Source organism: Roseburia sp. MSJ-14, from assembly GCF_018918225.1.
Lineage (GTDB): Bacteria > Bacillota > Clostridia > Lachnospirales > Lachnospiraceae > Petralouisia.
This window is the reverse complement of the sequence record NZ_JAHLQD010000032.1, coordinates 77,338-99,278: the sequence shown is the minus strand read 5'-3', so window position 1 is coordinate 99,278 and position 21,941 is coordinate 77,338. Positions and strand designations below refer to the sequence as shown.

General features: G+C 38.8%; 22 protein-coding genes, 1 tRNA gene and 1 pseudogene. 17 read left to right on the top strand and 7 right to left on the bottom strand.

All coding sequences use genetic code 11. The features are described 5' to 3' along the window. Positions 1–67: 67 nt before the first annotated feature. Entirely contained in the window at positions 68–1,480 is a 1,413-nt protein-coding gene (locus KQI83_RS11765; protein ID WP_216558201.1) for an alanine/glycine:cation symporter family protein, read from the top strand. 116 nt (positions 1,481–1,596) lie between these two features. On the opposite strand, the gene KQI83_RS11760 is transcribed toward KQI83_RS11765, so the two are convergent. Then, on the bottom strand, positions 1,597–2,886 hold the full coding sequence (locus KQI83_RS11760) for an MFS transporter (protein WP_216558199.1): 1,290 nt from the start codon (positions 2,884–2,886) through the stop codon (positions 1,597–1,599). Positions 2,887–3,112: 226 nt separating this feature from the next. Between KQI83_RS11760 and KQI83_RS11755 the strand changes: the two genes are divergently transcribed. Further along, a tRNA-Met gene (locus KQI83_RS11755) sits at positions 3,113–3,186 on the top strand. 58 nt (positions 3,187–3,244) lie between these two features. On the opposite strand, the gene KQI83_RS11750 is transcribed toward KQI83_RS11755, so the two are convergent. The 4 genes from KQI83_RS11750 to KQI83_RS11735 all read right to left on the bottom strand — a co-directional run bounded on the left by KQI83_RS11750 (position 3,245) and on the right by KQI83_RS11735 (position 6,298). Continuing rightward, positions 3,245–3,904 carry a YczE/YyaS/YitT family protein gene (locus tag KQI83_RS11750; protein ID WP_216558196.1) on the bottom strand — a complete coding sequence of 220 codons (660 nt, stop codon included), beginning with the start codon at positions 3,902–3,904 and terminating at the stop codon, positions 3,245–3,247. Between the two features lie 6 nt (positions 3,905–3,910). Beyond that, complete coding sequence (locus KQI83_RS11745; RefSeq protein WP_216558194.1) at positions 3,911–4,336, bottom strand: MarR family winged helix-turn-helix transcriptional regulator; 426 nt, start codon at positions 4,334–4,336, stop codon at positions 3,911–3,913. Positions 4,337–4,452: 116 nt separating this feature from the next. Further along, positions 4,453–5,304, bottom strand: coding sequence for a C40 family peptidase (locus KQI83_RS11740; protein ID WP_216558190.1), 852 nt, complete (start codon positions 5,302–5,304; stop codon positions 4,453–4,455). 37 nt (positions 5,305–5,341) lie between these two features. Next, complete coding sequence (locus KQI83_RS11735) at positions 5,342–6,298, bottom strand: dipeptidase (protein ID WP_216558187.1); 957 nt, start codon at positions 6,296–6,298, stop codon at positions 5,342–5,344. A 218-nt stretch (positions 6,299–6,516) separates the two neighbouring features. Between KQI83_RS11735 and KQI83_RS11730 the strand changes: the two genes are divergently transcribed. The 9 genes from KQI83_RS11730 (at position 6,517) to rpsR (ending at position 13,186) form a co-directional block, all read left to right on the top strand. Further along, positions 6,517–7,218, top strand: coding sequence for an ABC transporter ATP-binding protein (locus tag KQI83_RS11730; protein WP_305798549.1), 702 nt, complete (start codon positions 6,517–6,519; stop codon positions 7,216–7,218). A 3-nt stretch (positions 7,219–7,221) separates the two neighbouring features. Next, complete coding sequence (locus KQI83_RS11725; protein WP_216558184.1) at positions 7,222–8,892, top strand: efflux RND transporter periplasmic adaptor subunit; 1,671 nt, start codon at positions 7,222–7,224, stop codon at positions 8,890–8,892. Positions 8,893–8,920: 28 nt separating this feature from the next. Then, positions 8,921–10,156 carry an ABC transporter permease gene (locus tag KQI83_RS11720; RefSeq protein ID WP_216558181.1) on the top strand — a complete coding sequence of 412 codons (1,236 nt, stop codon included), beginning with the start codon at positions 8,921–8,923 and terminating at the stop codon, positions 10,154–10,156. A 76-nt stretch (positions 10,157–10,232) separates the two neighbouring features. Beyond that, positions 10,233–11,006 carry a class B sortase gene (srtB, locus tag KQI83_RS11715; RefSeq protein WP_216558179.1) on the top strand — a complete coding sequence of 258 codons (774 nt, stop codon included), beginning with the start codon at positions 10,233–10,235 and terminating at the stop codon, positions 11,004–11,006. A 26-nt stretch (positions 11,007–11,032) separates the two neighbouring features. Continuing rightward, positions 11,033–11,773, top strand: a complete 741-nt coding sequence (locus KQI83_RS11710; protein ID WP_216558176.1) for an NAD-dependent protein deacylase — start codon at positions 11,033–11,035, stop codon at positions 11,771–11,773. Between the two features lie 80 nt (positions 11,774–11,853). After that, a complete protein-coding gene (locus tag KQI83_RS11705; RefSeq protein ID WP_216558173.1) occupies positions 11,854–12,042 on the top strand; it encodes a DUF951 domain-containing protein in 189 nt (62 codons plus the stop codon). 111 nt (positions 12,043–12,153) lie between these two features. Then, positions 12,154–12,444, top strand: coding sequence for a 30S ribosomal protein S6 (gene rpsF / locus KQI83_RS11700; RefSeq protein WP_075717523.1), 291 nt, complete (start codon positions 12,154–12,156; stop codon positions 12,442–12,444). A gap of 17 nt (positions 12,445–12,461) precedes the next feature. Beyond that, on the top strand, positions 12,462–12,905 hold the full coding sequence (locus tag KQI83_RS11695) for a single-stranded DNA-binding protein (protein WP_216558170.1): 444 nt from the start codon (positions 12,462–12,464) through the stop codon (positions 12,903–12,905). Between the two features lie 17 nt (positions 12,906–12,922). After that, on the top strand, positions 12,923–13,186 hold the full coding sequence (rpsR, locus tag KQI83_RS11690; RefSeq protein WP_075717519.1) for a 30S ribosomal protein S18: 264 nt from the start codon (positions 12,923–12,925) through the stop codon (positions 13,184–13,186). A 23-nt stretch (positions 13,187–13,209) separates the two neighbouring features. Here the strand turns inward: rpsR and KQI83_RS11685 are convergent, their stop codons facing one another. Continuing rightward, positions 13,210–13,893 carry a 4'-phosphopantetheinyl transferase family protein gene (locus tag KQI83_RS11685; protein WP_216558166.1) on the bottom strand — a complete coding sequence of 228 codons (684 nt, stop codon included), beginning with the start codon at positions 13,891–13,893 and terminating at the stop codon, positions 13,210–13,212. A 130-nt stretch (positions 13,894–14,023) separates the two neighbouring features. Then, complete coding sequence (thrH, locus tag KQI83_RS11680; RefSeq protein WP_216558164.1) at positions 14,024–14,626, bottom strand: bifunctional phosphoserine phosphatase/homoserine phosphotransferase ThrH; 603 nt, start codon at positions 14,624–14,626, stop codon at positions 14,024–14,026. A 285-nt stretch (positions 14,627–14,911) separates the two neighbouring features. On the opposite strand from thrH, the gene KQI83_RS11675 reads away from it, so the two are divergent. The 6 genes and pseudogenes from KQI83_RS11675 (at position 14,912) to KQI83_RS11645 (ending at position 21,823) form a co-directional block, all read left to right on the top strand. After that, positions 14,912–15,067 (top strand): hypothetical protein, encoded by a 156-nt coding sequence (locus KQI83_RS11675; RefSeq protein ID WP_216558161.1) that lies wholly within the window; start codon positions 14,912–14,914, stop codon positions 15,065–15,067. A 73-nt stretch (positions 15,068–15,140) separates the two neighbouring features. Then, positions 15,141–17,065, top strand: a pseudogene (locus KQI83_RS11665) (6-pyruvoyl-tetrahydropterin synthase-related protein). Between the two features lie 112 nt (positions 17,066–17,177). After that, positions 17,178–19,229: a DHH family phosphoesterase gene (locus KQI83_RS11660; RefSeq protein WP_216558156.1), complete on the top strand. Its 2,052-nt coding sequence runs from the start codon at positions 17,178–17,180 to the stop codon at positions 19,227–19,229. Then, entirely contained in the window at positions 19,226–19,675 is a 450-nt protein-coding gene (gene rplI, locus KQI83_RS11655; RefSeq protein ID WP_216558152.1) for a 50S ribosomal protein L9, read from the top strand. The genes KQI83_RS11660 and rplI overlap by 4 nt, the downstream gene beginning before the upstream one ends. A gap of 12 nt (positions 19,676–19,687) precedes the next feature. Continuing rightward, entirely contained in the window at positions 19,688–21,019 is a 1,332-nt protein-coding gene (gene dnaB, locus KQI83_RS11650; RefSeq protein WP_216558149.1) for a replicative DNA helicase, read from the top strand. 192 nt (positions 21,020–21,211) lie between these two features. Further along, positions 21,212–21,823 (top strand): MerR family transcriptional regulator, encoded by a 612-nt coding sequence (locus KQI83_RS11645; protein WP_216558146.1) that lies wholly within the window; start codon positions 21,212–21,214, stop codon positions 21,821–21,823. Positions 21,824–21,941: the final 118 nt, after the last annotated feature.

Genomic DNA, 21,941 nt, shown 5'->3' with positions numbered 1-21,941 from the left:
AATTGACTTTTTGGGTGAAATATGGTATTTTTAGCCATGTTTATAGACAATAACATAGGAGTAAAAAATGTGGAATACAATCAATAAAATCTTGGAAAATGTGGACAACCTGGTTTGGAATGTACCGCTTATGGTATTGATACTGGTTGGTGGTATTATGCTTACCCTGCGGTTAGGCGGGCTACAGTTGAGACGCTTACCTTTGGCATTAAAGTGGATGGTTAAAAATGAGGAAGAAGGGGATGGAGAAGTAACCTCCTTTGGAGCCTTATGTACGGCACTTTCTGCTACCATTGGAACAGGAAATATTGTAGGAGTGGCAACAGCCATTGCAGCAGGTGGACCGGGAGCTTTATTTTGGATGGAAGTGGCAGCTCTTTTCGGTATGGCAACTAAGTATGCAGAAGGATTGCTGGCAGTAAAGTATCGTGTTGTAGACGAAGATAACCATGCGTTAGGCGGACCGTTTTACTATATTGAACGAGGAATGGGAACAAAATGGAAGTGGCTTGCCAAGCTCTTTGCATTTTTCGGTGTCTGCGTAGGACTTATGGGAATCGGAACTTTTTCTCAGGTAAACGGTATTTCCTCTGCGGTAAATAATTTCTTTGATCCAAATCAAAACTGGACAGTTTCCATTCCGGGAGTTGGAACGTATTCATGGACAGTAGTGATAGCATCGTTGGTATTAAGTGTGTGTGTAGCACTAATATTAATCGGTGGTATTAAACGAATTGCAAATGTTTCACAGGTGGTAGTGCCGTTTATGGCAGTTATTTATGTTGTGCTTTGTGTAACATTGATTCTATGTAATATAAAGGAAATTCCACAGGCAGTAGTAACTATTGTCAAAGGGGCATTTAATCCTTCGGCAGTGACAGGTGGAGTGGTAGGTACACTTTTTATTGCGATGCAAAAGGGTGTGGCAAGAGGTATCTTTTCCAATGAAGCAGGATTAGGTTCTGCACCGATTGCAGCAGCAGCAGCTCAGACAAAAGAACCGGTACGTCAGGGACTAGTATCTATGACAGGAACCTTTATTGATACCATTGTAATCTGTACCATGACAGGATTGGCAATTGTACTGACAGGGGCATGGCAGGTAGACGGAATCGAAGGCGTAGAGGTTACTACTTATGCATTTAGCAGAGGATTGCCGATACCGGAAGACGTTTCTGCATTTTTACTTATGCTGTGTTTAATATTTTTTGCATTTACAACGATTTTGGGATGGGATTATTACTCTGAGCGATGCTTAGAATATCTGTCAGGTGGCAAGAAAAAACTTGTAAAGGCATATCGGTGGTTATATATTTTAGCAGTATTTGTCGGACCATATATGACTATTAAGGCAGTGTGGACCTTAGCAGATATTTTCAACGGAATGATGGCATTTCCGAATATGATTGCCATATTTGCATTAAGCGGTGTAGTGGTAAAGGAAACAAAAGACTTTTTCCAGAAGGGAAAACATTTATAGAAAGAAAAAAAGAGTTTTGCCTTAAAAGGGAAAGCATTTATAGAAAGAAGAAAAAGGAGTTTTACCTTAAATGTGTAGAGGTAAAACTCCTTTTGTATATCATGGAAGATGTCATTTTATTTTCCCATGAGGGAATTGCCGGAAACAGAAATATCTGTTAAGGATTTTGCATCCGATGCAAGAGCAGATGCTTTTAAAAAGCAAATCAGTCCAATGACGAAAACAACGGAAATCGAACCAACACCGATGTTAATACTACCGGAAATCTGGCTTACTACACTGACAAGGGTTGTTCCAAGGAAAGAAGCACCTTTTCCGCAAATATCCATAATACCAAAGTATTCTCCTGATTTTTCAGGTGGAATAATCTTAGCAAAGTAGGAGCGTGATAAGGCCTGAATTCCACCTTGGAACATACCTACACAGACAGCTAGAAACCAGAATTCCCACTGGGTATCTAATTGGAGGGCAAAAATAGAAATTCCAAGATAAGCCACAATACAAACTGTAATCAGGTTGCGAGAAGGATAACGTTGTGCTAAACGTCCAAAAACAATGGCGCATGGGAATGCAACCAGCTGGGTGACCAAAAGAGCAATCAAAAGCCCGCTACTGTTGAGCCCTAATGCCTGTCCGTAAGCAGTTGCCATTTCAATAATGGTATACACGCCATCAATGTAGAAAAAGAAAGCAATTAGAAACCAGAGAATGTGCTTTTCTTTGGAAATGTTTTTTAATGTAGTTCCAAGACGGCGAAAGCTATTAGATACAATGTGGGTATTTTCGGCTACATAGTGTATCTGGCGGTAGTTCCTGAGTAAAGGAAGGGAAAGAGCTATCCCCCAAATGGCAATCAGTAAAAAGGTAAGAATCATAGCAGTGGTAAAACTGATGCCAATAGAATCATAACCAAGTACTAAGACCAAGCCAATAATAAAAGGTACACAACTGCCAATATAGCCCCAGGCATATCCCTGAGAAGATACGTCATCCATGTGCTCTGGTGTGGAAACGTCAGTAAGCATAGAATCATAGAAAATCAGGCTGGCATTATAGGCAATTTTGGCAATGATATAAATGCCAAGAAAAATCAGCCAATGTGAAAAGAATCCCAAAATGGCACAGCAGATGCTACCAATTAAAATAGAAGCAAAAAACAGAGGTTTTTTAAAATTTTTAGAATCAGCCATAGTGCCGAGAATAGGTCCGAACAATGCAACAACAAGAGTTGAAATGCTGGCGGCATATCCCCAGTAAGCCAGATAGGTAACGGAAGGTACGTTTGCCAAATCCGCAAGATAGTTAAAGTAAATAGGTATAATGGTTGAAACAAGTAGGATAAAAGCGGAATTACCAACGTCATATAAAATCCATTGTTTTTCCGGCTTTGTTAATTTGGTTTTCATGTAAATTCTCCTTTTCCTTTGGAATACAGTTACTATACAATGCCTATGTGTAATTGGAGGTAGTGTAGCTATAAAATCAATGTAAAAGTCTTGTAATTCTAAGAATAATTTTTGAAAATAAACATATACTTAGTAAAGAAGAAAGGGAAAAACATAAGAAAAATCCACTAGGAAAAGCGGGAAATTTGACAATAAGAGGAAAAAGGTCTATAATACAAAATGTTGACGCGGGGTGGAGCAGTCTGGAAGCTCGTCGGGCTCATAACCCGAAGGTCATAGGTTCAAATCCTGTCCCCGCAACTCAAAAAGGCATTACCTTTACGGTAATGCCTTTTATAATGTAAAAATTAGTTTATTATTATTCTTCTATTACGGTTTCTTCACGCTCAAAAAGAAAAATTTCTATAGCAGCCAATTGTTTTCCGAAGAATCGGGCAATAAAACCTACCAATAATGCTGCAATAATGGTACCTTCTCGTATTCCGTTAAGTTCATGAAAAAAGAAGAAAGACATGATAGCAGCAGATACCGCCATGGTTACGTCAAAGGCAATTTTCGTTTTTCCAAAATCTGTATTCCAGGTGGAAACAATAGCACGGACAAAAGATTCACCGGGTAACATAGCTACATTGGCAAGGACTTCGGTATAAACACCAAATCCCAAGATTAAGCAGCCGATAAGCAGACAGGCAGCTTTTGCAGTGTATAATTTCGGATTGATGGTATGTAATAAATTCATAGATAAATCAATGAAATATCCAAAAAAGATGGAAATTGGAATTTGGAGAAGGTCTTCTAGACGAAAGTTTTTGCGAAGAATTATAATCTGGAGTAGAATCAGAAAAACACTGAAAATAATAGTGAATTGTCCAAGGGTGAGAGAAAAGTCCAGACTCAATACATAGGGAATCGAAGAAATGGGAGAAGTTCCAAGGTTTGCTTTGGTGATGAGAGCAACACCCAGTGAATTAATAAAAAGTCCCACAAAAAAGATAAGATAACGTTTCAATTTTTCCATAATAGCTTATTCCTCCTGACAGTAATTGTGATAAATTTTAAGAAGGGTATCTATGAACTGCTGACGTTCTGTATCATCAATACCGGCAAAACCTTGTGCTTCTAAGTCTAAAAAAGACCGGTCTACCTGAAGCCCAAGTTCCCGCCCTTTATCTGTTAAAAAAACATGAAGAGAGCGGCGATTGCCGTTTAACATTCTTCGTTCAATAATACCTTTTTCTTCCATACGGTTTAAAATAGAAGTCAGAGATGCAGCCTCAATATGGCAGCCTCTGGCGATTTCTGTTTGATTCGCACCATCGTGCTCCTTTAAATAATCCAATACCTTGGGTTGCCCAAGGGTCAATCCTGTATCTTTTAATTGGGCAAGCAACTTTTTTTGAAGTGTAGTATGCGTGGCCATCAATAAATAATGAAATGAAGCATCTTGCATCGTGCGACATCCTCCGTTTGTAAAATATTAGAATGCTTATAATTAGAATACTAATAGTTCTGAATTATATCACAAGAAATGAGTCTGTCAAGAGAAAGATAGTGTGGAAGTGATGTTTAAAACACACTTCCAACAGCTAAAAGGCTTTCTGCTAAGTCAGCCCGATAGTCCAAATCTTCTGGGCGTAAACTGTTGATGACGCAGCCGAAACTATTGGGATTTCCGGTACAGTGAATGTATTTGCCGTTGCCGAGATAGATAGCGACATGACCGGGAAAATATAAAAGGTCAGCAGGCTTTATACAGGAAAATGAAATTTTATGTACCGGGAAATCTTCCTTTATTACAGCGTCTCGATAAATAATAATGCCGCACATGTAGTAGCACATAAAAGTAAAGCCGGAGCAGTCCAGTCCGAGAATTGTTTTGCCGCCCCAACGATACTGTGTGCCTAAAAAAGACATGGCATAATTTAAGATACAAGAGCGAAGTTCCCATTCATCCTCAGATAGAACGTCCGGAGCCAGACATCCCGAAGTAGTGGGGACAGGAGGGGGAGGTGCAATTAAGGAAAGTGTAGGAACATAGCCACAGTATCCCCCGGCAGTCCGTATTTTTTGCCAACCGTCTTGCGGATTGCCGCAGAGGATGACCCGACTTCCCATAAAAAGAGTAGAAAGTACAGGAGCCTGAACCATGGGTGATTTTAAAAGGTCTGTAGTTTTTCTACAAAGAATAGCTGTGGAGGGAGTTTCCTTCCAGTGGTGAAATGTTTCTGCGGATATGCGGCGAATGTTTTGGCTATTTATCCACCCTGAATATCCATAGTCGGTTATAATTTTTAAAGTTCTGCCTCGTTCCTGCATTACGGTAACCAGCCAACCGGATAGCAGTTCATCAGAGACTGTCTCTTTGGTAGGATTTTCATAAAGCGTTGCTTTAGGAACAATTACAATTCCGGTATACATACAAATCCTTTCCATATAAAATGTTTTAAAGTAATGATTACAATAATGCTTGATACAAATTCAGTACATTGCGATAGAAGATATGTTCAATCTCCGTTTCAGAAAATCCGATTTTGCAAAGTTCAGCTTCTAAAAGCGGCAAAAAACTGCAATCTTTCATTTCAATATTGTCATCAATACCGTCAAAATCAGAACCAAGACCAACGCAGGCAAGACCTCCTACATCTACCAGATGGCAGATGTGTCTGGCAACATCTTTGGCATAGCTAAAAAAGCAACCATCACTGTCAGGGGTAGAGGTAAGGAATGGACCATAAAAGTTAGCACCAATTACCCCACCCTTTTCTGCAATTTTTCGGATAAGTTCGTCCGGCAGATTACGACACCGACCACAAAGGGAACGAGAATTTGAGTGACTTGCCACAAAGGGTTTTTTGGCAAGGCGGCAAACATCGGTAATTCCCTGGTCTGATAAGTGGGAGACATCAGGAATAATTCCAAGCTGTTCCATAGCATCTAAAAAGGCAATGCCAAGGTGGGTAAGTCCGCCACGGTCAGAGTCATGAACGGGTTCAGCAGGAAATCCCAGCGTGTTTTTGTGATTCCAGGTAAAAGTCATCATACGAGCACCTAAATCATAAAATTCTTTTAATATTTTTAAGTCACCGCCACAAACCTGCCCTTCTTCAATCGTCATAAGAGCAGACATTTTTCCCAGTTTTTCATTTTCTAAAATTTCTGCATAATTAGTAACCGGAGCAATGAGGTCGCTGTTTTTTTCTAGTTCAGACTTAAAAATGCGAATTTGTTCCAGACAAGTTTCGTAAGGATGTTCTGTTTCGTCTAAGTCGATAAACATGGCAAAGTTCTGAAGCAGATAGCCGGAAGACTTCATTTTCATAAGGTCCAGTTGAAAATCGTTTTGACGAAGTTGTGAACCTGGGTTTTTATAGATTCTTGAAATTGTATCGCAATGCATATCAATAATTTTCATAAGTATTCCTTCCTTTGTAAAAGCATTTCTATCATCTTATGAGAGGTACGGAAAAAAGATACCTAAAAAGTGAAGAAAAAAGCGTTTCTGTTTCGTTATATGTTTTGAAAATCAAAATATTTTAGGTTAAATTAAGAAAAACTAACAATTTTCTTAAGGAAAATATACTACCATAATAACCATAAAATGGAAAAAGTAAAGGGAAAGAAGGGAAAACGTTGGAAGCACTGATAAAAGTAAAGAATATGTGCAAGGTATATAATCCCGGTGAAAACGAAGTCTGGGCATTGGATCATGTAAATTTAGAAATTCAAAAGGGCGAATTTGTGGCAATTATTGGTCACTCCGGTTCAGGAAAGTCCACATTAATGAATATGTTGGGATGTTTGGATATACCTACTTCCGGAGAATATTATCTAAACGGCAAGGACGTGTCTGAACTGGGAGATAATCAACTTTCAGAGATTCGTAATGAGGAAATCGGGTTTATTTTTCAGGGATTTAATTTGATTTCTAATCTAACAGCCATAGAGAATGTAGAGTTACCACTTATTTATCGTGGAATCGGAAGAAGTGAGAGACATAAGCTGGCAATGGAAGCATTAAATATGGTAGGTTTGGAAAAAAGAATTCATCATAAACCGGCAGAAATGTCAGGAGGTCAGCAGCAAAGAGTTGCCATTGCAAGGGCAATTGCAGCAAAGCCACCGGTTATATTGGCAGATGAGCCTACCGGAAATCTGGATTCAGCATCTACCAAGGAAATCATGGGGATTTTGCGAAGTCTGCATGATACCGGAAGAAGTGTCATATTGATTACCCATGATAATGACATTGCAGATCAGGCAAAGAGAGTTGTAAGAATTCTGGATGGAAAAATTGTAGAAGATTATTATAATGAAGAGCAAGTGAAGGAGTAAGAGATGAAGAAAAAAGGCATGAGTAAGAGTACCAAAAAAGTATTAAAAATTGTAATTCCTATCTTGATAGTGGTTGTAGTTATAGGAGCAATCATTACAAAGAATGCAGCAAGTGCAGGAGAAGCGATGGCACAAGCCATGGCAGTAGAAACAACAAAGGTAGAAAAAGGTGATGTAACAGAAACCGTGGAAACCAGTGGAACGGTAGTAAGCGGACAGCAAAAGACATTTTTTTCACCGGTAAATGCGACGGTAAAAACAGCTTCTTTCCAAGTGGGAGATATGGTAGATGCAGGCGATAAGCTGGTAGAGTTTAATCTGGATGACTTAGAGCAGCAGAACCAAAAAGCAGAACTCACCGTAAAGGCAAACAGTCTGGGCTATCAGGATAGTGTAAACAAGTCAGCACAGGCAGCACAGACCCAGGCAGATGCTAAAAGCAAAGCAGCAACTTTACAGCAGCAGGTAGATGCTAAGAAACAGGAAGTTGCAAACCTTACAGCAGCAATTGCCGGAGATGCACAGGCGCAGGCAGCAGCATTACAGCAGGCAAATGACAGTGTAAACAACCAGATTGTAGCATTGCAGCAACAGCAGGAAGATACAACAGCCTTAGTAGCACAGGCACAGGCAGCGTATAGTACCGCTCAGGTTGCACAGCAAAATGCACAGGTTAATTTTGACGCAGCAACAGTATCAGGAAATGCAGCAGATGTTGCATCTGCATCCGAGACTTTGAAAGCAGCAAACGCAGCCTTAAGCACAGCAAAGAATGACTATGATACCAATAAAGCACAGTTAGATAATATTACAGCGCAAATCACAGCCTTACAATCAGATAATTCTGTTGGAACTGGTGCAAACGAAAATACACAGCTACAACAGAAGTTGACTACAGCCCAGTCAGAACTGGCAGACTTGCAGTCACAGTTAGAAAGTCAGAAAGCCATTGCGGAAGCAGATAGTGCAACACTTAGTAAAGAAGCAAAGGCACAGATGCAGACCAACAACAATTTAGCAGAATTAGAACAAAAATCCTTAGCAGAGTTGATTCAAGAAGGAAGAAATGGAATCAGCGCAGAATTTAATGGGGTTATTTCTGACAATCAGGTAGTAGAAGGAGCAACCGTTTCTCAGGGAATGCAATTGTTTACATTGCAGAGTATTGATGATGTAAATGTAAATGTTTCCTTATCAAAAAATGTATATGAAAAAGTAAAAGAAGGACAGAAAGCAACCATTACTTTTGCAGGGCAGACCTATGAGGGAACTGTTACCAAGATTAGTCGTATTGCTACTACCGGTGCTACAGGCGGAAACAATCAGGCAGCTACGTCTACTTCTATTACAGCAACCGTCCATATTGATAATCCGGACAGTAATATTTTCTTAGGAGTAGAAGCAAAGGTGTCTATTCATGCAGCAGAAGCAAAGGATGTAGTGATTTTGCCAACAGAAGCTGTAAATATCGGAAAAGATGGAAGCTTCTGCTGGGTATGTGAGGACGGAGTATTAACAAAACGTAGTATTGAAACCGGTGTTACCTCAGACGATTGTGCGGAAATTACCAAAGGATTAAAAGAAGGTGAAGAAGTAATTACTGATCCGGGAGATAATGAAGAAGGAGATCCAATCACAACCATCACAGCAGGAACAGAAACAGAAGCAGAATAGCAGTGTAGAATTAGAAAGAGGTACTTAAATGGGAAAGATGTTAGAATATATAAAGATGGCATTAAAGAACATTACTGCCAATAAAGGGCGTTCTTTTCTGACCATGTTAGGTATTATCATAGGAATTGCTTCTGTTATTATGGTAATGGCAGTAGGAAACGGAACGGCAAATGCCATGAATTCCGAGGTACAGGATATAGGAACCGGACAGATTTATGTGTATTGTAGTGAAGATGCGCAAAATGCAGAAGAGTGGATTACTCCGGAAGATATTGAAGCAATCAAAGAAAAGGTAGATGGAATCGATGGGGCAAGCCCGGATGATGGGGCAAGTGGAACGACAGTAACCGGAAAGGGAGAGTTTTCTATCACACTTACCGGTGGAACGGAAGATTCATGGAAATCCTTGAATTATAATATGAAACGAGGAAGTTACTATACACAAGCAGATGTACAAGAGGGAAATCGAGTTTGTGTACTTACCGATGAGGATGCCAAGCGCTTATTCGGATCCGATGATGTGGTAGGGATGGATTTGGATGTAACAATGGAAGGAATTACACAAAGTTATCGGATTGTTGGAGTTACCCAGCAAAAGGCAAACGGAAGCTTTGTAAGCTACACCTATGAAGGAATGCCGGTTACATTGAATGTGCCATATACATCCTTTGAAGCCTTTGGATGGGAAAGTGATGAATTTTATTCGTTCAATGCATTTACAGCAGATGGTGCGGATGCAAAAAAGGCAGCCAAAGATTTAATTCATTTATTAGAATCCAGACATCAGAGTGCGGGAGAAGACTATTATCAGATACAGAGTTTTCAGGATATGCTTTCTGAAATGAACAGTATGCTTGGAATTGTAACAACCTTTATCTCCTGTGTGGCAGCAATTTCCCTATTTGTAGGAGGAATTGGTGTTATGAACATCATGCTGGTATCTGTAACAGAACGTACCAGAGAAATTGGAATTCGTAAGTCCCTAGGAGCAAAGACTTCTTCAATTCTAATGCAGTTCTTAGCAGAGGCGGCAATTCTAACCATTGTGGGAGGAATTATCGGAATACTGTTAGGTCTTCTCGGAGCAACAGGAATTTGTAGTATTATGAGCAGTGCAATGGAAAGTACAATTCATCCGGGAATCACAGTAAGTACCATATTAGGTGCAACTCTGTTTTCCTGTGCGGTGGGAGTATTCTTCGGAATTTATCCGGCAAGAAAAGCAGCAAAATTAAGTCCAATTGAAGCATTGCGAAGAAATTAATAAAAAATTGAAAGTTTCCCGGAAATACATTATACTAGTAACTAACTAGAGGTAAGACCGGGAGGCTTTTTTATTTATGAAGAAAATACGACAAGGAAAAAGAGACTTAAAAAGTACCATAATTTTTTTGCTGGCATTAGTTATATTTATTTATGCAATTGTTCGATTGGGAATGATATTTTGGGAATACGCCAAAGGACAGAATACTTACGATAAGTTAAATAAATTTACCAGTAGTACGGATGTGGGAAAAGGCGGCGAATTGCCGGAAAACTTTTCTGTGGATTTTGAAGCGTTGAAGAAAATAAATCCGGATATTGTAGGGTGGATTCGTTTTGAAAATATGGACATCAGTTATCCCATTGTACAAGGAACAGATAATGATTATTATTTGACACATTCTTTTGAAAAAGAGGAGATAAAGTGTGGAAGTATTTTCATGGAGGCAGAAAATGCATCCGATTTTAGTGATGATAATACCTTTATCTATGGCCACAATATGAAAGATAAGTCCATGTTTGCAAAACTCAACCAGTTTAAGGATAAACAGATATATAAGGAAAATCCGGAGTTTTTGATTTATACAGAGAATGCAATTTATCGTTATAGTATTTTTTCCTGTTATGTAGCAGATATTTCATGGGATTCCTTTAATTATCAGTTTGCCACAGAAGATGCATATGGAGAGTGGTTACAAACAGTGAAAAACAGAAGTATTTATGACACAGGTGTAACCCCGCAAAAGGACCAAAAGACGGTAACACTAATGACTTGTACTCCTTCCGGAGAGAATTATCGTTTCTTGGTGCATGGAGCGTTAGCTGAAGTAATTCAGCCAAAGGAAAAGTAAAGCGGGAAAGAGAAAGGGAGAGAAAAATGGAGCATATAGAAGAAGCAGAAAAGGTGCAGCAGTTTCTGGATATGGTAGAAAAAAGTAATAATATTGTATTTTTTGGTGGAGCGGGTGTTTCTACCGAAAGTGGAATTCCGGATTTTCGTAGCGTAGACGGATTGTATCATCAACAGTATGATTATCCACCGGAAATGATATTAAGCCATACGTTCTACCGTCAAAAACCGGAGGAATTTTATCGATTTTATCGTAATAAGATGCTTTGTCTGGATGCGGAACCCAATATGGCACATAAGAAATTAGCAGAGTTGGAAGCAAAAGGAAAAGTAAAGGCAGTTGTTACCCAAAATATTGACGGATTACACCAGAAGGCAGGAAGCAAGAAGGTGTTAGAACTTCACGGAAGTATTCATCGCAATTACTGTGAATCCTGCCATGCGTTTTATGATGCAGAATATATTTTGCACAGCGAAGGAGTACCCAAATGCGAAAAGTGTGGAGGAGACATTAAGCCGGATGTGGTATTGTATGAAGAAGGGTTAGATAATAAGACCATTCAAGAGGCAATTTACTATATCAGTCAGGCGGATATGTTGATTATCGGAGGAACTTCTCTTGCAGTATATCCGGCGGCAGGTTTAGTAGACTACTATCAGGGACATAAGTTAGTAGTTATTAATAAGTCAGCAACAACAAAGGACAGTAGTGCGGATTTAGTACTTCCGGTGGCAATCGGTGAGTTATTTGAAAAAATCAACTGCTAATAAAAGCAACGATACAAATATAGAATACAGATGTCTATAAAATAAAGAGTAGAAATATAGAAGGAAAGGAAGAAAACAGTATGCCAATACAATATGAAGTGGGGGATATTGTAAAATTAAAGAAGCAGCATCCCTGTGGCAGTCATGAGTGGGAAGTGCTTCGTGTGGGAGCAGATTTTCGCTTAAAGTGTATGGGATGTGGGCACCAGATAATGATAGCAAGAAAGCTGGTAGAAAAAAATACAAAAGAAATTCGCAAAAGTTCTTGAAAAAAACGGATAGATATGGTAACATATTAGCTCGTGATATATTAGTTAATAATTTATCCTTGCTCCCTGCACAGGCAAGGGGCCAAAAGACCAAAAGGAGGTAAGACAAGCATGAACAAGTATGAATTAGCACTCGTTGTTAATGCAAAAGTCGAGGATGATGTAAGAACCGAAACCGTAGAAAAGGCAAAAGAGATTATTACTCGTTTCGGTGGAACAGTAACCAACGTAGATGACTGGGGAAAGAAGAGATTAGCTTACGAGATCCAGAAAATGAGAGAAGGTTACTATTACTTTATTCAGTTCGATGCAGAAGCAGATTGTCCAGCAGAAGTAGAATCTCGTGTTCGTATTATGGACAATGTACTTCGTTTCTTATGCGTTAGACAGGACGAGGCGTAATAGAAAGAGGAGATAACATGAATAAGGTTATACTGATGGGTAGATTAACCAGAGACCCGGAAGTTCGCTATTCACAAGGCGAACAGGCTACAGCGATAGCAAGATATACTCTGGCAGTAGATAGAAGATTCAGACGTGACGGAGATCAGCAGACCGCAGATTTTATTAACTGCGTTGCCTTCGGAAGAAGCGGTGAGTTTGCTGAGAAGTATTTCCACAAGGGAATTAAGGTTGTAGTAACCGGAAGAATCCAGACTGGAAGCTATACAAATCAGGAAGGACAGAAGGTTTACACAACAGACGTTGTCGTAGAGGAACAGGAATTTGCAGAGAGCAAAGCAGCAAGTGAAGGTCAGGGCGGTGGATACCAGCCGGCAGGAAGACCGGAACCAAGTGCAGCTGTAGGTGATGGTTTCATGAATATTCCGGATGGAATTGACGAAGAATTACCCTTTAATTAGAACAGGAGGTAAAGGCAATGGCTTACAATAAAACCGAGAAAAGCGATTCTCCAATGAAGAGAAGAGGCGGAATGCGTAGAAGAAAAAAAGTTTGCGTATTCTGTGGAAAAGATAATGTAATCGATTACAAAGATACAAATAAATTAAAAAGATACATCTCTGAAAGAGGAAAAATTCTTCCTAGAAGAATCACAGGAAACTGTGCAAAACATCAGAGAGCTCTCACTGTAGCAATTAAGAGAGCAAGACATATCGCTTTAATGCCATATGTAACAGACTAATAAATAGTTAACGTAAACACCCGTTATCTTCGGATAATGGGTGTTTTTGCGTTAGATGATAAAGTGAAAAATTGCAATACATCTTGGGTAAAAACTATTTTAGGAACCGGTGGGTGTACCAAATCGCTGCAAACGGAACAAGTATACTGATTTATTTTAAAGCTATAAAGGGAGTTGGAAACGGAAGGGGATAGTGTATTAATATCAGTAAGATTACATACCAGTCCGGTACCGTTTCGTTTGGTATATGCCTCTTTTTGCGTCCATACCCTGAAAAAACGTTCTTGCTTTTCCTTATCTGTTGCAGCTGAAATATAGGAGATTTCTTCCGGATGAAAGACTGTGTCCATAATTTCAAAAGGAGCTTTTTTGCAGGTTTCCACATCAACTCCAACTGTTGTATTGAGAGAAACAGAACATAAGATGGCATTTCGGGTGTGGGAAAAATTAAAATCAATGGATGGGGTTGTAAGGAGCGAGGGCTTATGATTACTCCCTGAGTGAAATTGAAGGTCTTTCCAAGTAAGCGGGGTATGCATTAAAAGCATCATACGAGTGAGAAGTGCAGCATAGAGTGAAAGCTTTCGATCAGCAGGATGAGCATAACGTAAAAGGTGGGCATGACGTTCCGGAGATATGTAAGCAAGCAAATTTTCTTCTGTGGGGGTCCAATTATCAGAAAGAAAAGATAAAAAATAAGTGTACATAGCAGTACGCTCCTTTGGTAAGTTTGTTTTACAATTGTAACCAATATAATAGTGCCACGTTGTCCAAGATAAAATGTAACGTATATGGGACAACATGGCATCACATGTCTGGCGTTTTTAGCCAAACAATTTATTTCATAGCTTCTTTAATTGCATTTAACAGTTCATCATATGTTTCATATGCAGGAAGTTCCGGATAATCTGCTTTAATTTTATCGGTACTTCTGAAAAGGAATCCTGCCTTGCTGGCTTGAATCATTCCAAGGTCATTGTAAGAGTCTCCGCTGGCAATAGTTTCAAATCCAATAGACTGAAGTGCTTTTACCGTACTTAACTTAGACTGTTCTGTTCTCATTTTAAATCCGGTAATTTCACCATTGTCTGCAACTTCAAGTGTATTACAAAACAGTGTTGGCCATCCTAATTTTTCCATTAAAGGTGTTGCAAACTGAGTAAATGTATCACTAATAAGGATTACCTGACTGAATGTACGCAGTTCATCGAGAAATTCTCTTGCCCCTGGCAACGGATCAATCTTGGCGATTGTTTCCTGAATCTCTTTTAATCCAAGACCGTGTTCTTTTAAGATGCTCAGTCTCCAGTTCATTAGTTTATCATAGTCCGGCTCGTCACGAGTTGTCTTCTTCAACTCAGGAATTCCACTTGCTTCTGCAAATGCAACCCAAATCTCAGGAACCAGTACGCCTTCTACATCAAGACAAGTAATATACATAAATCATATCCTCCAATAATTCGGTAATTTATAATATGACAGAAAATAGTAGTTGTAACACTCTGTCACTTTAATTCAACAAATTTATATTATCATATTATAATTCTTTTTTCCACAAAAAACGGTAATTTTATAAGAAAAGGTATTAAAATAAAAAACTGTTGACAAGGAACGTGGGAAATAGGTACTAAACAGCGGAAAATCAAGGCTTCCGGGCACTTTTGGAAACTAAATTTTGTTGACATCTGAAAAATTTTATAATACTCTTTCTATATGGAGCATTTTATGACAAAATACTACATTTCAACATATTATATCAATGCATACTTGAATAATGAACAGTCGGAACCGTCCGGTGTAATTCATTTAGTATTGTATATAGGGGCAGTAGAAGAAGAAAAAATGTTTTATGTATTAGAGGAGAATACAAAAAATACTTAGAAAATTTCCCAAAAAGGTAAGAAAAGAAGAACCGCAAAATCAGGAAGTATGTAAAAAGCAGGGATATGTGTTTATGGCAGTCGGCATACAGACGTCATTGCTGGTGTTGGCACATTCGGGACAAGGAAGTATCGTGCTGTTGTGTCTGCTGATTTTTTTATTGATTTATGGGATTTCACAAAAGCAGGGAAAAGCAGCAATGCAGGTGATTGTAGCAGCACTTTGCGGCTATGCCCTCACCGGAATCTGGTTATATCCGTCTTTGAAGGGTGGACTGGTTTCCATGGGAAGCGACAGTGCTCAGGTAATGAAAAATAGTTTTCAAAGTGCATGGACATCTATTCAGCCTTTATTGCGATTAGAAAATTCAGATGTAATGTACTTTGGGCTGTCCGTATTGGCATTAGCAATTATGGGAACCTTTTTGGCTTTTGTGAGCAAAGAGCAGGATTTTTAACCAGAATTATTATTTTTCTTGGAACAACACTTTCTGCCTATAAAATTTTAATGAAGCTACCTTTTAGCAGTATTTTATGGATGGAACGTTTTGTATCGGTTGCGCTTATTTTTGTACTTATTTCATTTTTACAATGGAAACGGTTAAAACCGCAGATTACGGTGGTTATATGCATTCTACTTGTGGCAGATATACTGCCGTCCTTGGCTTTTATCTGGACACCAAAAGAACAATGGGTAGAAGATGCACAACAAAAAATAGAAAATGATGCCAGTCGTTTATTGTTAGATGAAGCAAAATCGGTGACAAATCAACGAATTGCAGTATTGGACCTGAGTTCCTATACCGCGTTTGCGCCATATTATTTGTCAGGAGAAAATCCGAAGGTCATGTGTACGTTTGGAGCAGCCTGGCAGAGTGCTCATACAGCGGCAAACGTAGTAATGTTAAATACTGCTATTTCACAAGGTTATTATGATTATCTGTTTGACCGTAGTTTAGAGCTTGGAAATGATACAGTATATGTATTGGCATCCGCGATGAAAAACGGACGGCGAGATATGGAAGTGCTAAAGCAGGCAGCAGAACGTCAGGGATATGAATATGTAACCGATAACGGAATAGACATTATTTTTCATCGGGAAATAACAGGAAATTTTGGTACAACAGTGGAATACGAAGGGATTGCAATCGGAAGTACAGCCCAGGATATTGCGTTGCGTTATCCGGTGTTTCAGGAAACAACCGATTCCAACTTGAATCATTATTCCGTGGAAATGTTGTTGGCATATAAGAAAATATATTTATCCGGTTTTACTTATGATGATAAAGAGGAGGCAGAAAGTCTGGTGAAAGATTTGGCAAAGAAAGGATGCCAGATTTATGTTGATATGGGAGGAATTCCTACAGAAAAAACGGGGCTTTCCAGCTTCCTTGGATGTAAAACGGCAGAAGTGCTATTAGAAAATTACTATCCGGAATTGACCTATCAGAATCACACATATCAAACAGATTGGTTTTCGGATGAGAATCGTCAGTGGAATACAGTATACTTAGTAAATCCGGAACATTCAGACGGAACAACCACATATAATAATGAAAAATTGTGCTTTAGCAGTACAGGAGAAAATGAGAATATTCATCTATTAGGATTTAATCTGGTTTATTATGGCATCAGTACTCAAGATGCAGAAGCCGGAGATTTCTTAGACACATACTTCGGGATGGAAAGCGGAAGTACACCGAAACGAAGTGTAGTGCCACTGGAAATCACTTATTCTAAAAGCGGAATTGAAGTCAAAAGTCCCCAAAATAATGTAAATACAGGGTTTGCATATTTAGATTCCTTTGCCATAGAGCAGGATGCAAAAGAAGAAAATCATCTATTAATAGTAAATAAAGGAGTAACCAAAATAAAATTCACCTATCCGTATTTCAAGCAGGGAGTGCTATTGAGTGTCGTTGGAATGATAGGGCTTATAGGAGTGGCAATGAGTATATCACAAAAAAGACCTTTTACTTACCGAAGGAAAATGGTATAATAATGTGCGTATTAGGCAGTGAGCAGTGCAAAGGCTACGGCATAGCGAAATCCGGCGGCACTGCCGTAAATGGTTATTTTGACAGCAAGCATATTTATGCAGGAGAGAGTAAATGAAAAGAAAAATTCGTTTAAAAGGACAGCTAAAGACATACATGTACTGGCCATTGATGCTTACCATACTAGTAGTATTGATGAATATTCCGGTATATTACATGAATACGAAAGCGGGAATTTGTGTTTCTATCTTTACTGTACTGTATTTTATTGTAGTATTGTCAGCGTATTTTTTAAATAAACCGGCAATGCTGAATGAAATTATCAATTTTGCAACCCAATATGCAACAGTACAAAAACATTTGTTAAATGAATTTGAAATACCGTATGCGTTATTGGATTATAACAGCAAAATATTGTGGATGAATCAGGAGTTTCAAAAAGTTACGGAGAAGGATAAAAAATATCATAAGTCCATAACAACGATTTTTCCGGTAATCACCAGAGAATTGCTGGAAAAGGAAGGTGACACAAATAATGTGCAGGTTACCTATGGAGAAAAAATATACCGTGCCAGCATGAATCGAATTTATTTTGATGAAGTGACAGAAGACAGTGATGTAATTGAGTTGGAAAATAACGAGCAATACCTTACAGCCTTGTATCTCTTTGATGAGACAGAACTTCATCATTATATCCAGGAAAACAAAGAACAGCAGTTAGTATCTGCACTGGTGTATATTGATAACTATGAAGAAGCCTTGGAAAGTATCGAAGAAGTAAAACGTTCCTTATTGGTGGCATTGGTGGACCGAAAGGTAAGTAAATATTTCTCCGAGCGAGACAGTATTATAAAGAAGATTGAAAAAGATAAGTATTTTGTTGTATTTAAACACAAATATTTAGACCAACTTATTGAAGATAAGTTCAGTATATTGGAAGAAGTAAAGACCATAAAAGTAGGAAATGAAATGGCAGTCACACTGAGTATCGGTGTAGGTGTCAATGCCACAAATTACAATCAGAAGTACGAGTATTCCCGTATGGCAATCGACCTTGCATTAGGACGTGGCGGAGATCAGGTAGTGGTAAAAGATGGCGAGAAGATTTCCTATTTCGGTGGAAAGTCCAGACAGGTCGAGAAAATGACACGAGTAAAAGCGCGAGTAAAAGCACATGCTTTGCGTGAAATTATGGAGACCAAAGATCAGGTTCTCATTATGGGACATAAGATTAGTGATATGGATGCTTTTGGTGCAGCAGTAGGTGTATATTGTGCCGCACAGGTATTAGGGAAAAAGGCACATATCGTAATTGACGAAGTGACTTCTTCTTTACGTCCGATGAAGGAATGTTTTGCAGAAGAAAAAGGATATCCGGTGGATATGTTTGTAAGAAGTGAAAAAGCAATGGAATTGGTAGACTATAATACAGCCGTTGTAGTAGTAGACACCAACCGCCCGAACTTCGTAGAATGCCCGGATTTATTAAACCGTACAAAGACCATTGTGGTATTTGACCATCATAGACAGAGCAGTGAAGTGATTGATAATGCAGTGCTTTCTTATATTGAAACATATGCATCTTCTACTTGTGAAATGGTAGCAGAAGTATTGCAGTACTTTAATGAAAATATTCATTTAAAGCCGGCAGAGGCAGATTGTATCTATGCAGGTATTTTAATTGATACCAATAACTTTATGACGAAAACCGGAGTGCGAACCTTTGAAGCAGCGGCATATTTAAGACGTTGTGGTGCAGAGGTGACACGAGTGCGTAAGCTGATGCGAGACGATATGGAAGCATATAAGGCAAGAGCAGAAGCAGTACGTCATGCACAGGTGTATCGAGGTGCATTTGCTATCTCTATCTGTCCGGGAGAAAATATTGAAAGTCCTACAATTGTAGGGGCACAGGCTGCAAATGAACTATTAAATATAGTGGGAATCAAAGCGTCTTTTGTACTGACAGAATATAATGATAAAATATATATCAGTTCTCGTTCGATTGATGAAATCAATGTACAGATTATCATGGAACGCATGGGTGGCGGTGGTCATCTGAACATGGCAGGAACCCAGTTGGTAGATTGTACATTAGAAGAGGCAGAAGCACAATTAAAAGACACCTTAGATCAAATGATTGAAGAAGGAGATATAGAAATATGAAAGTAATATTATTAGAAGATGTAAAAGCTCTTGGAAAAAAGGGGGATATTGTAAATGTTAGCGATGGATATGCAAGAAATATGATTTTACCAAAGAAATTGGGTGTAGAGGCAACCAGCAAAAATATGAATGATTTGAAACTTCAAAACCAGCATGCAGATAAGGTTGCAAAAGAAAACTTAGAAGCAGCAAAAGCATTAGCAGAAGAAATCGCTACAAAACAGGTAACAGTTAAGATTAAGACCGGAGAAGGCGGAAAGACCTTTGGTTCTGTTTCAAGCAAGGAAATTTCAGCAGCAGCAAAAGAACAGTTAAATTTAGCATTAGATAAAAAGAAAATGCAGTTAGAAGAGGGTGGGTTAAAGACTTTGGGAACCCATGAAGTAACCATTAAACTTCATCCAAAGGTAACCGCAACATTGAAGGTAAAAGTAACAGAAGAATAGGAGGACCCGGTTATGGAGGAAGCTCTTATCAAACGGATTATGCCCAATAGTCTGGAAGCAGAGCAATCGGTTATCGGTTCTATGATTATGGATAAGGAGGCAATTGTAATTGCCTCTGAAACTTTGATAAAAGAAGATTTTTATCATCAGCAGTATGGAATCTTATTTGAATCTATGATTGAACTTTATAACGAGGAACAGCCGGTGGACGTAGTTACCTTACAGAACCGTTTGCGGGAAAAGGATGTTCCGGCAGAATTAAGCAGCATGGAATTTGTAGGAGAACTGGTAACAGCTGTTCCGACTTCTGCCAATATCAAGTATTATGCCAATATTGTAAAAGAAAAAGCAACACTGCGAAAATTGATAAAGGTAAACGAAGAGATTGCCAATGAATGTTATCTGCAAAATGAAAGTGTAGATGATATTATGGCAGATACGGAAAAGAAAATTTTCAATCTCTTGCAAAATAAAAGCGGTGGTGATTATGTTCCCATTAAAACAGTAGTTATCAATGCGCTTGAAAAAATAGAACAGGCATCCAAGACAAAGGGTAGTGTTACCGGAATAGCAACCGGATTTGTGGACTTAGATTATCGTATGTCCGGACTTCAGCCTTCTGACCTGATTCTGGTAGCAGCACGTCCATCTATGGGAAAAACAGCGTTTGTCCTAAACATTGCCCAGTATGTGGCATTTCACAGCGATATGTGTACAGCAATCTTCAGTCTGGAAATGTCAAAGGAACAGTTGGTAAACCGTCTATTCTCCTTGGAATCCCGTGTGGATGCACAGTTGCTTCGTTCCGGTAATCTTGCAGACTCTGATTGGGAAAAGCTCATTGAAGGAGCAGGAACCATAGGACGTTCTAAATTAATTATTGACGATACGCCGGGTATTTCTATTTCAGAGCTACGTTCTAAATGTCGTAAGTATAAGTTAGAGCACGATTTGAAGTTAATCATCATCGACTACTTGCAGTTGATGTCCGGTAGTGGAAAGAGCGATTCCAGACAGCAGGAAATTTCTGATATTTCCCGTTCCTTGAAGAGTCTTGCCAGAGAGTTAAATGTGCCGGTAATCGCATTGTCTCAGTTAAGCCGTCAGGTAGAACAGCGACCGGATCACCGTCCGATGCTTTCCGACCTTCGTGAATCCGGAGCCATTGAGCAGGATGCCGACGTGGTAATGTTTATTTATCGTGATGATTATTATAATAAGGATACACCGGATAAAAACATTGCAGAGATTATTATTGCAAAACAAAGAAATGGTCCAATTGGTACGGTTAACTTGGTTTGGTTACCACAGTACACCAAATTTGCCAACATGGAGAAAAATTAATTCAAGATTTAATATGCAAAAAAACATGCTTATTGTAAAAGAAAACAGATATTTTTCTAAAAAGAAAAGTATCTGTTTTTTTCTGTCAGTATTTCACGATGAAAAATGATTGTAACCTGGAGAAGAAATCGCTAGAATAGAAATAAAGGAAATGGACAAGTATATGGCATATTCCTAAAGGAGGTAGAAAATGTGGAAAAATTACGCTATATGATTTCAGATGCGGCAAATATAGTCAATGTAGAGTCTCATGTCTTGCGTTATTGGGAAGAGGAGCTGGAACTTCAAATTCCAAGAAATGAAATGGGGCACCGCTATTATACAGAAGAGAATATAGCGCAGTTTCAAAAGATAAAAGAGTGGAAAGAAAAAGGGTATCAATTAAAAGCCATTCGAATGATGATACATAACGGTGGAATGAATTCGGAAAATGCTGTTTTATCAGAAGTAACAATGGGAAATAGTGAAATGTCAAAACCCATGGTTGCCGGTAAACAACATGATAATTCCGCTTTAAACACCGTTAAGCTGGAACAATTTCAGAACATGATGATTAAGATTGTAAGACAGGCGGTGGAGGAAAATAATCAGGCACTTGGAAAAGAAGTTGGGGTTCAGGTGGGAGACAGAGTCTTAAAAGAAATGAACTATCTGATGCGAGAACAAGACGAAGCAGAGGAAGAACGATTCCGCAAATTAGATGCAGCGATTCGTACTCATCAAAAGGGGAAACGGTTTCATAGAGAAAAGTCAGAAAGAAAACTATTTGCAAAGAAAAAGCTGGATCCCAAATTAACCACGTAGAAGCATTTGATTTTTCTCGCTACTCGCGTAAACTATGAGAAACACGTTTTACAAGTTTCTCAAGTTATCGCGGTGCTCGCCAAATCTTCATGCAAGCACTCGATTTTTCTCGCTACTC

Bases quoted from the DNA above. Each gene is read 5' to 3' on its own strand.
- KQI83_RS11725 (WP_216558184.1), top strand. From the start codon at position 7,222: ATGAAGAAAAAAGGCATGAGTAAGAGTACCAAAAAAGTATTAAAAATT.
- KQI83_RS11750 (WP_216558196.1), bottom strand. From the start codon at position 3,904: ATGGAAAAATTGAAACGTTATCTTATCTTTTTTGTGGGACTTTTTATT.
- KQI83_RS11705 (WP_216558173.1), top strand. From the start codon at position 11,854: ATGCCAATACAATATGAAGTGGGGGATATTGTAAAATTAAAGAAGCAG.
- KQI83_RS11685 (WP_216558166.1), bottom strand. From the start codon at position 13,893: ATGTACACTTATTTTTTATCTTTTCTTTCTGATAATTGGACCCCCACA.
- KQI83_RS11760 (WP_216558199.1), bottom strand. From the start codon at position 2,886: ATGAAAACCAAATTAACAAAGCCGGAAAAACAATGGATTTTATATGAC.
- rplI (WP_216558152.1), top strand. From the start codon at position 19,226: ATGAAAGTAATATTATTAGAAGATGTAAAAGCTCTTGGAAAAAAGGGG.
- rpsR (WP_075717519.1), top strand. From the start codon at position 12,923: ATGGCTTACAATAAAACCGAGAAAAGCGATTCTCCAATGAAGAGAAGA.
- KQI83_RS11710 (WP_216558176.1), top strand. From the start codon at position 11,033: ATGGAGCATATAGAAGAAGCAGAAAAGGTGCAGCAGTTTCTGGATATG.
- KQI83_RS11660 (WP_216558156.1), top strand. From the start codon at position 17,178: ATGAAAAGAAAAATTCGTTTAAAAGGACAGCTAAAGACATACATGTAC.
- KQI83_RS11675 (WP_216558161.1), top strand. From the start codon at position 14,912: ATGACAAAATACTACATTTCAACATATTATATCAATGCATACTTGAAT.
- KQI83_RS11765 (WP_216558201.1), top strand. From the start codon at position 68: ATGTGGAATACAATCAATAAAATCTTGGAAAATGTGGACAACCTGGTT.
- srtB (WP_216558179.1), top strand. From the start codon at position 10,233: ATGAAGAAAATACGACAAGGAAAAAGAGACTTAAAAAGTACCATAATT.
- KQI83_RS11720 (WP_216558181.1), top strand. From the start codon at position 8,921: ATGGGAAAGATGTTAGAATATATAAAGATGGCATTAAAGAACATTACT.
- KQI83_RS11695 (WP_216558170.1), top strand. From the start codon at position 12,462: ATGAATAAGGTTATACTGATGGGTAGATTAACCAGAGACCCGGAAGTT.
- KQI83_RS11745 (WP_216558194.1), bottom strand. From the start codon at position 4,336: ATGCAAGATGCTTCATTTCATTATTTATTGATGGCCACGCATACTACA.
- KQI83_RS11740 (WP_216558190.1), bottom strand. From the start codon at position 5,304: ATGTATACCGGAATTGTAATTGTTCCTAAAGCAACGCTTTATGAAAAT.
- thrH (WP_216558164.1), bottom strand. From the start codon at position 14,626: ATGTATATTACTTGTCTTGATGTAGAAGGCGTACTGGTTCCTGAGATT.
- rpsF (WP_075717523.1), top strand. From the start codon at position 12,154: ATGAACAAGTATGAATTAGCACTCGTTGTTAATGCAAAAGTCGAGGAT.
- KQI83_RS11735 (WP_216558187.1), bottom strand. From the start codon at position 6,298: ATGAAAATTATTGATATGCATTGCGATACAATTTCAAGAATCTATAAA.
- dnaB (WP_216558149.1), top strand. From the start codon at position 19,688: ATGGAGGAAGCTCTTATCAAACGGATTATGCCCAATAGTCTGGAAGCA.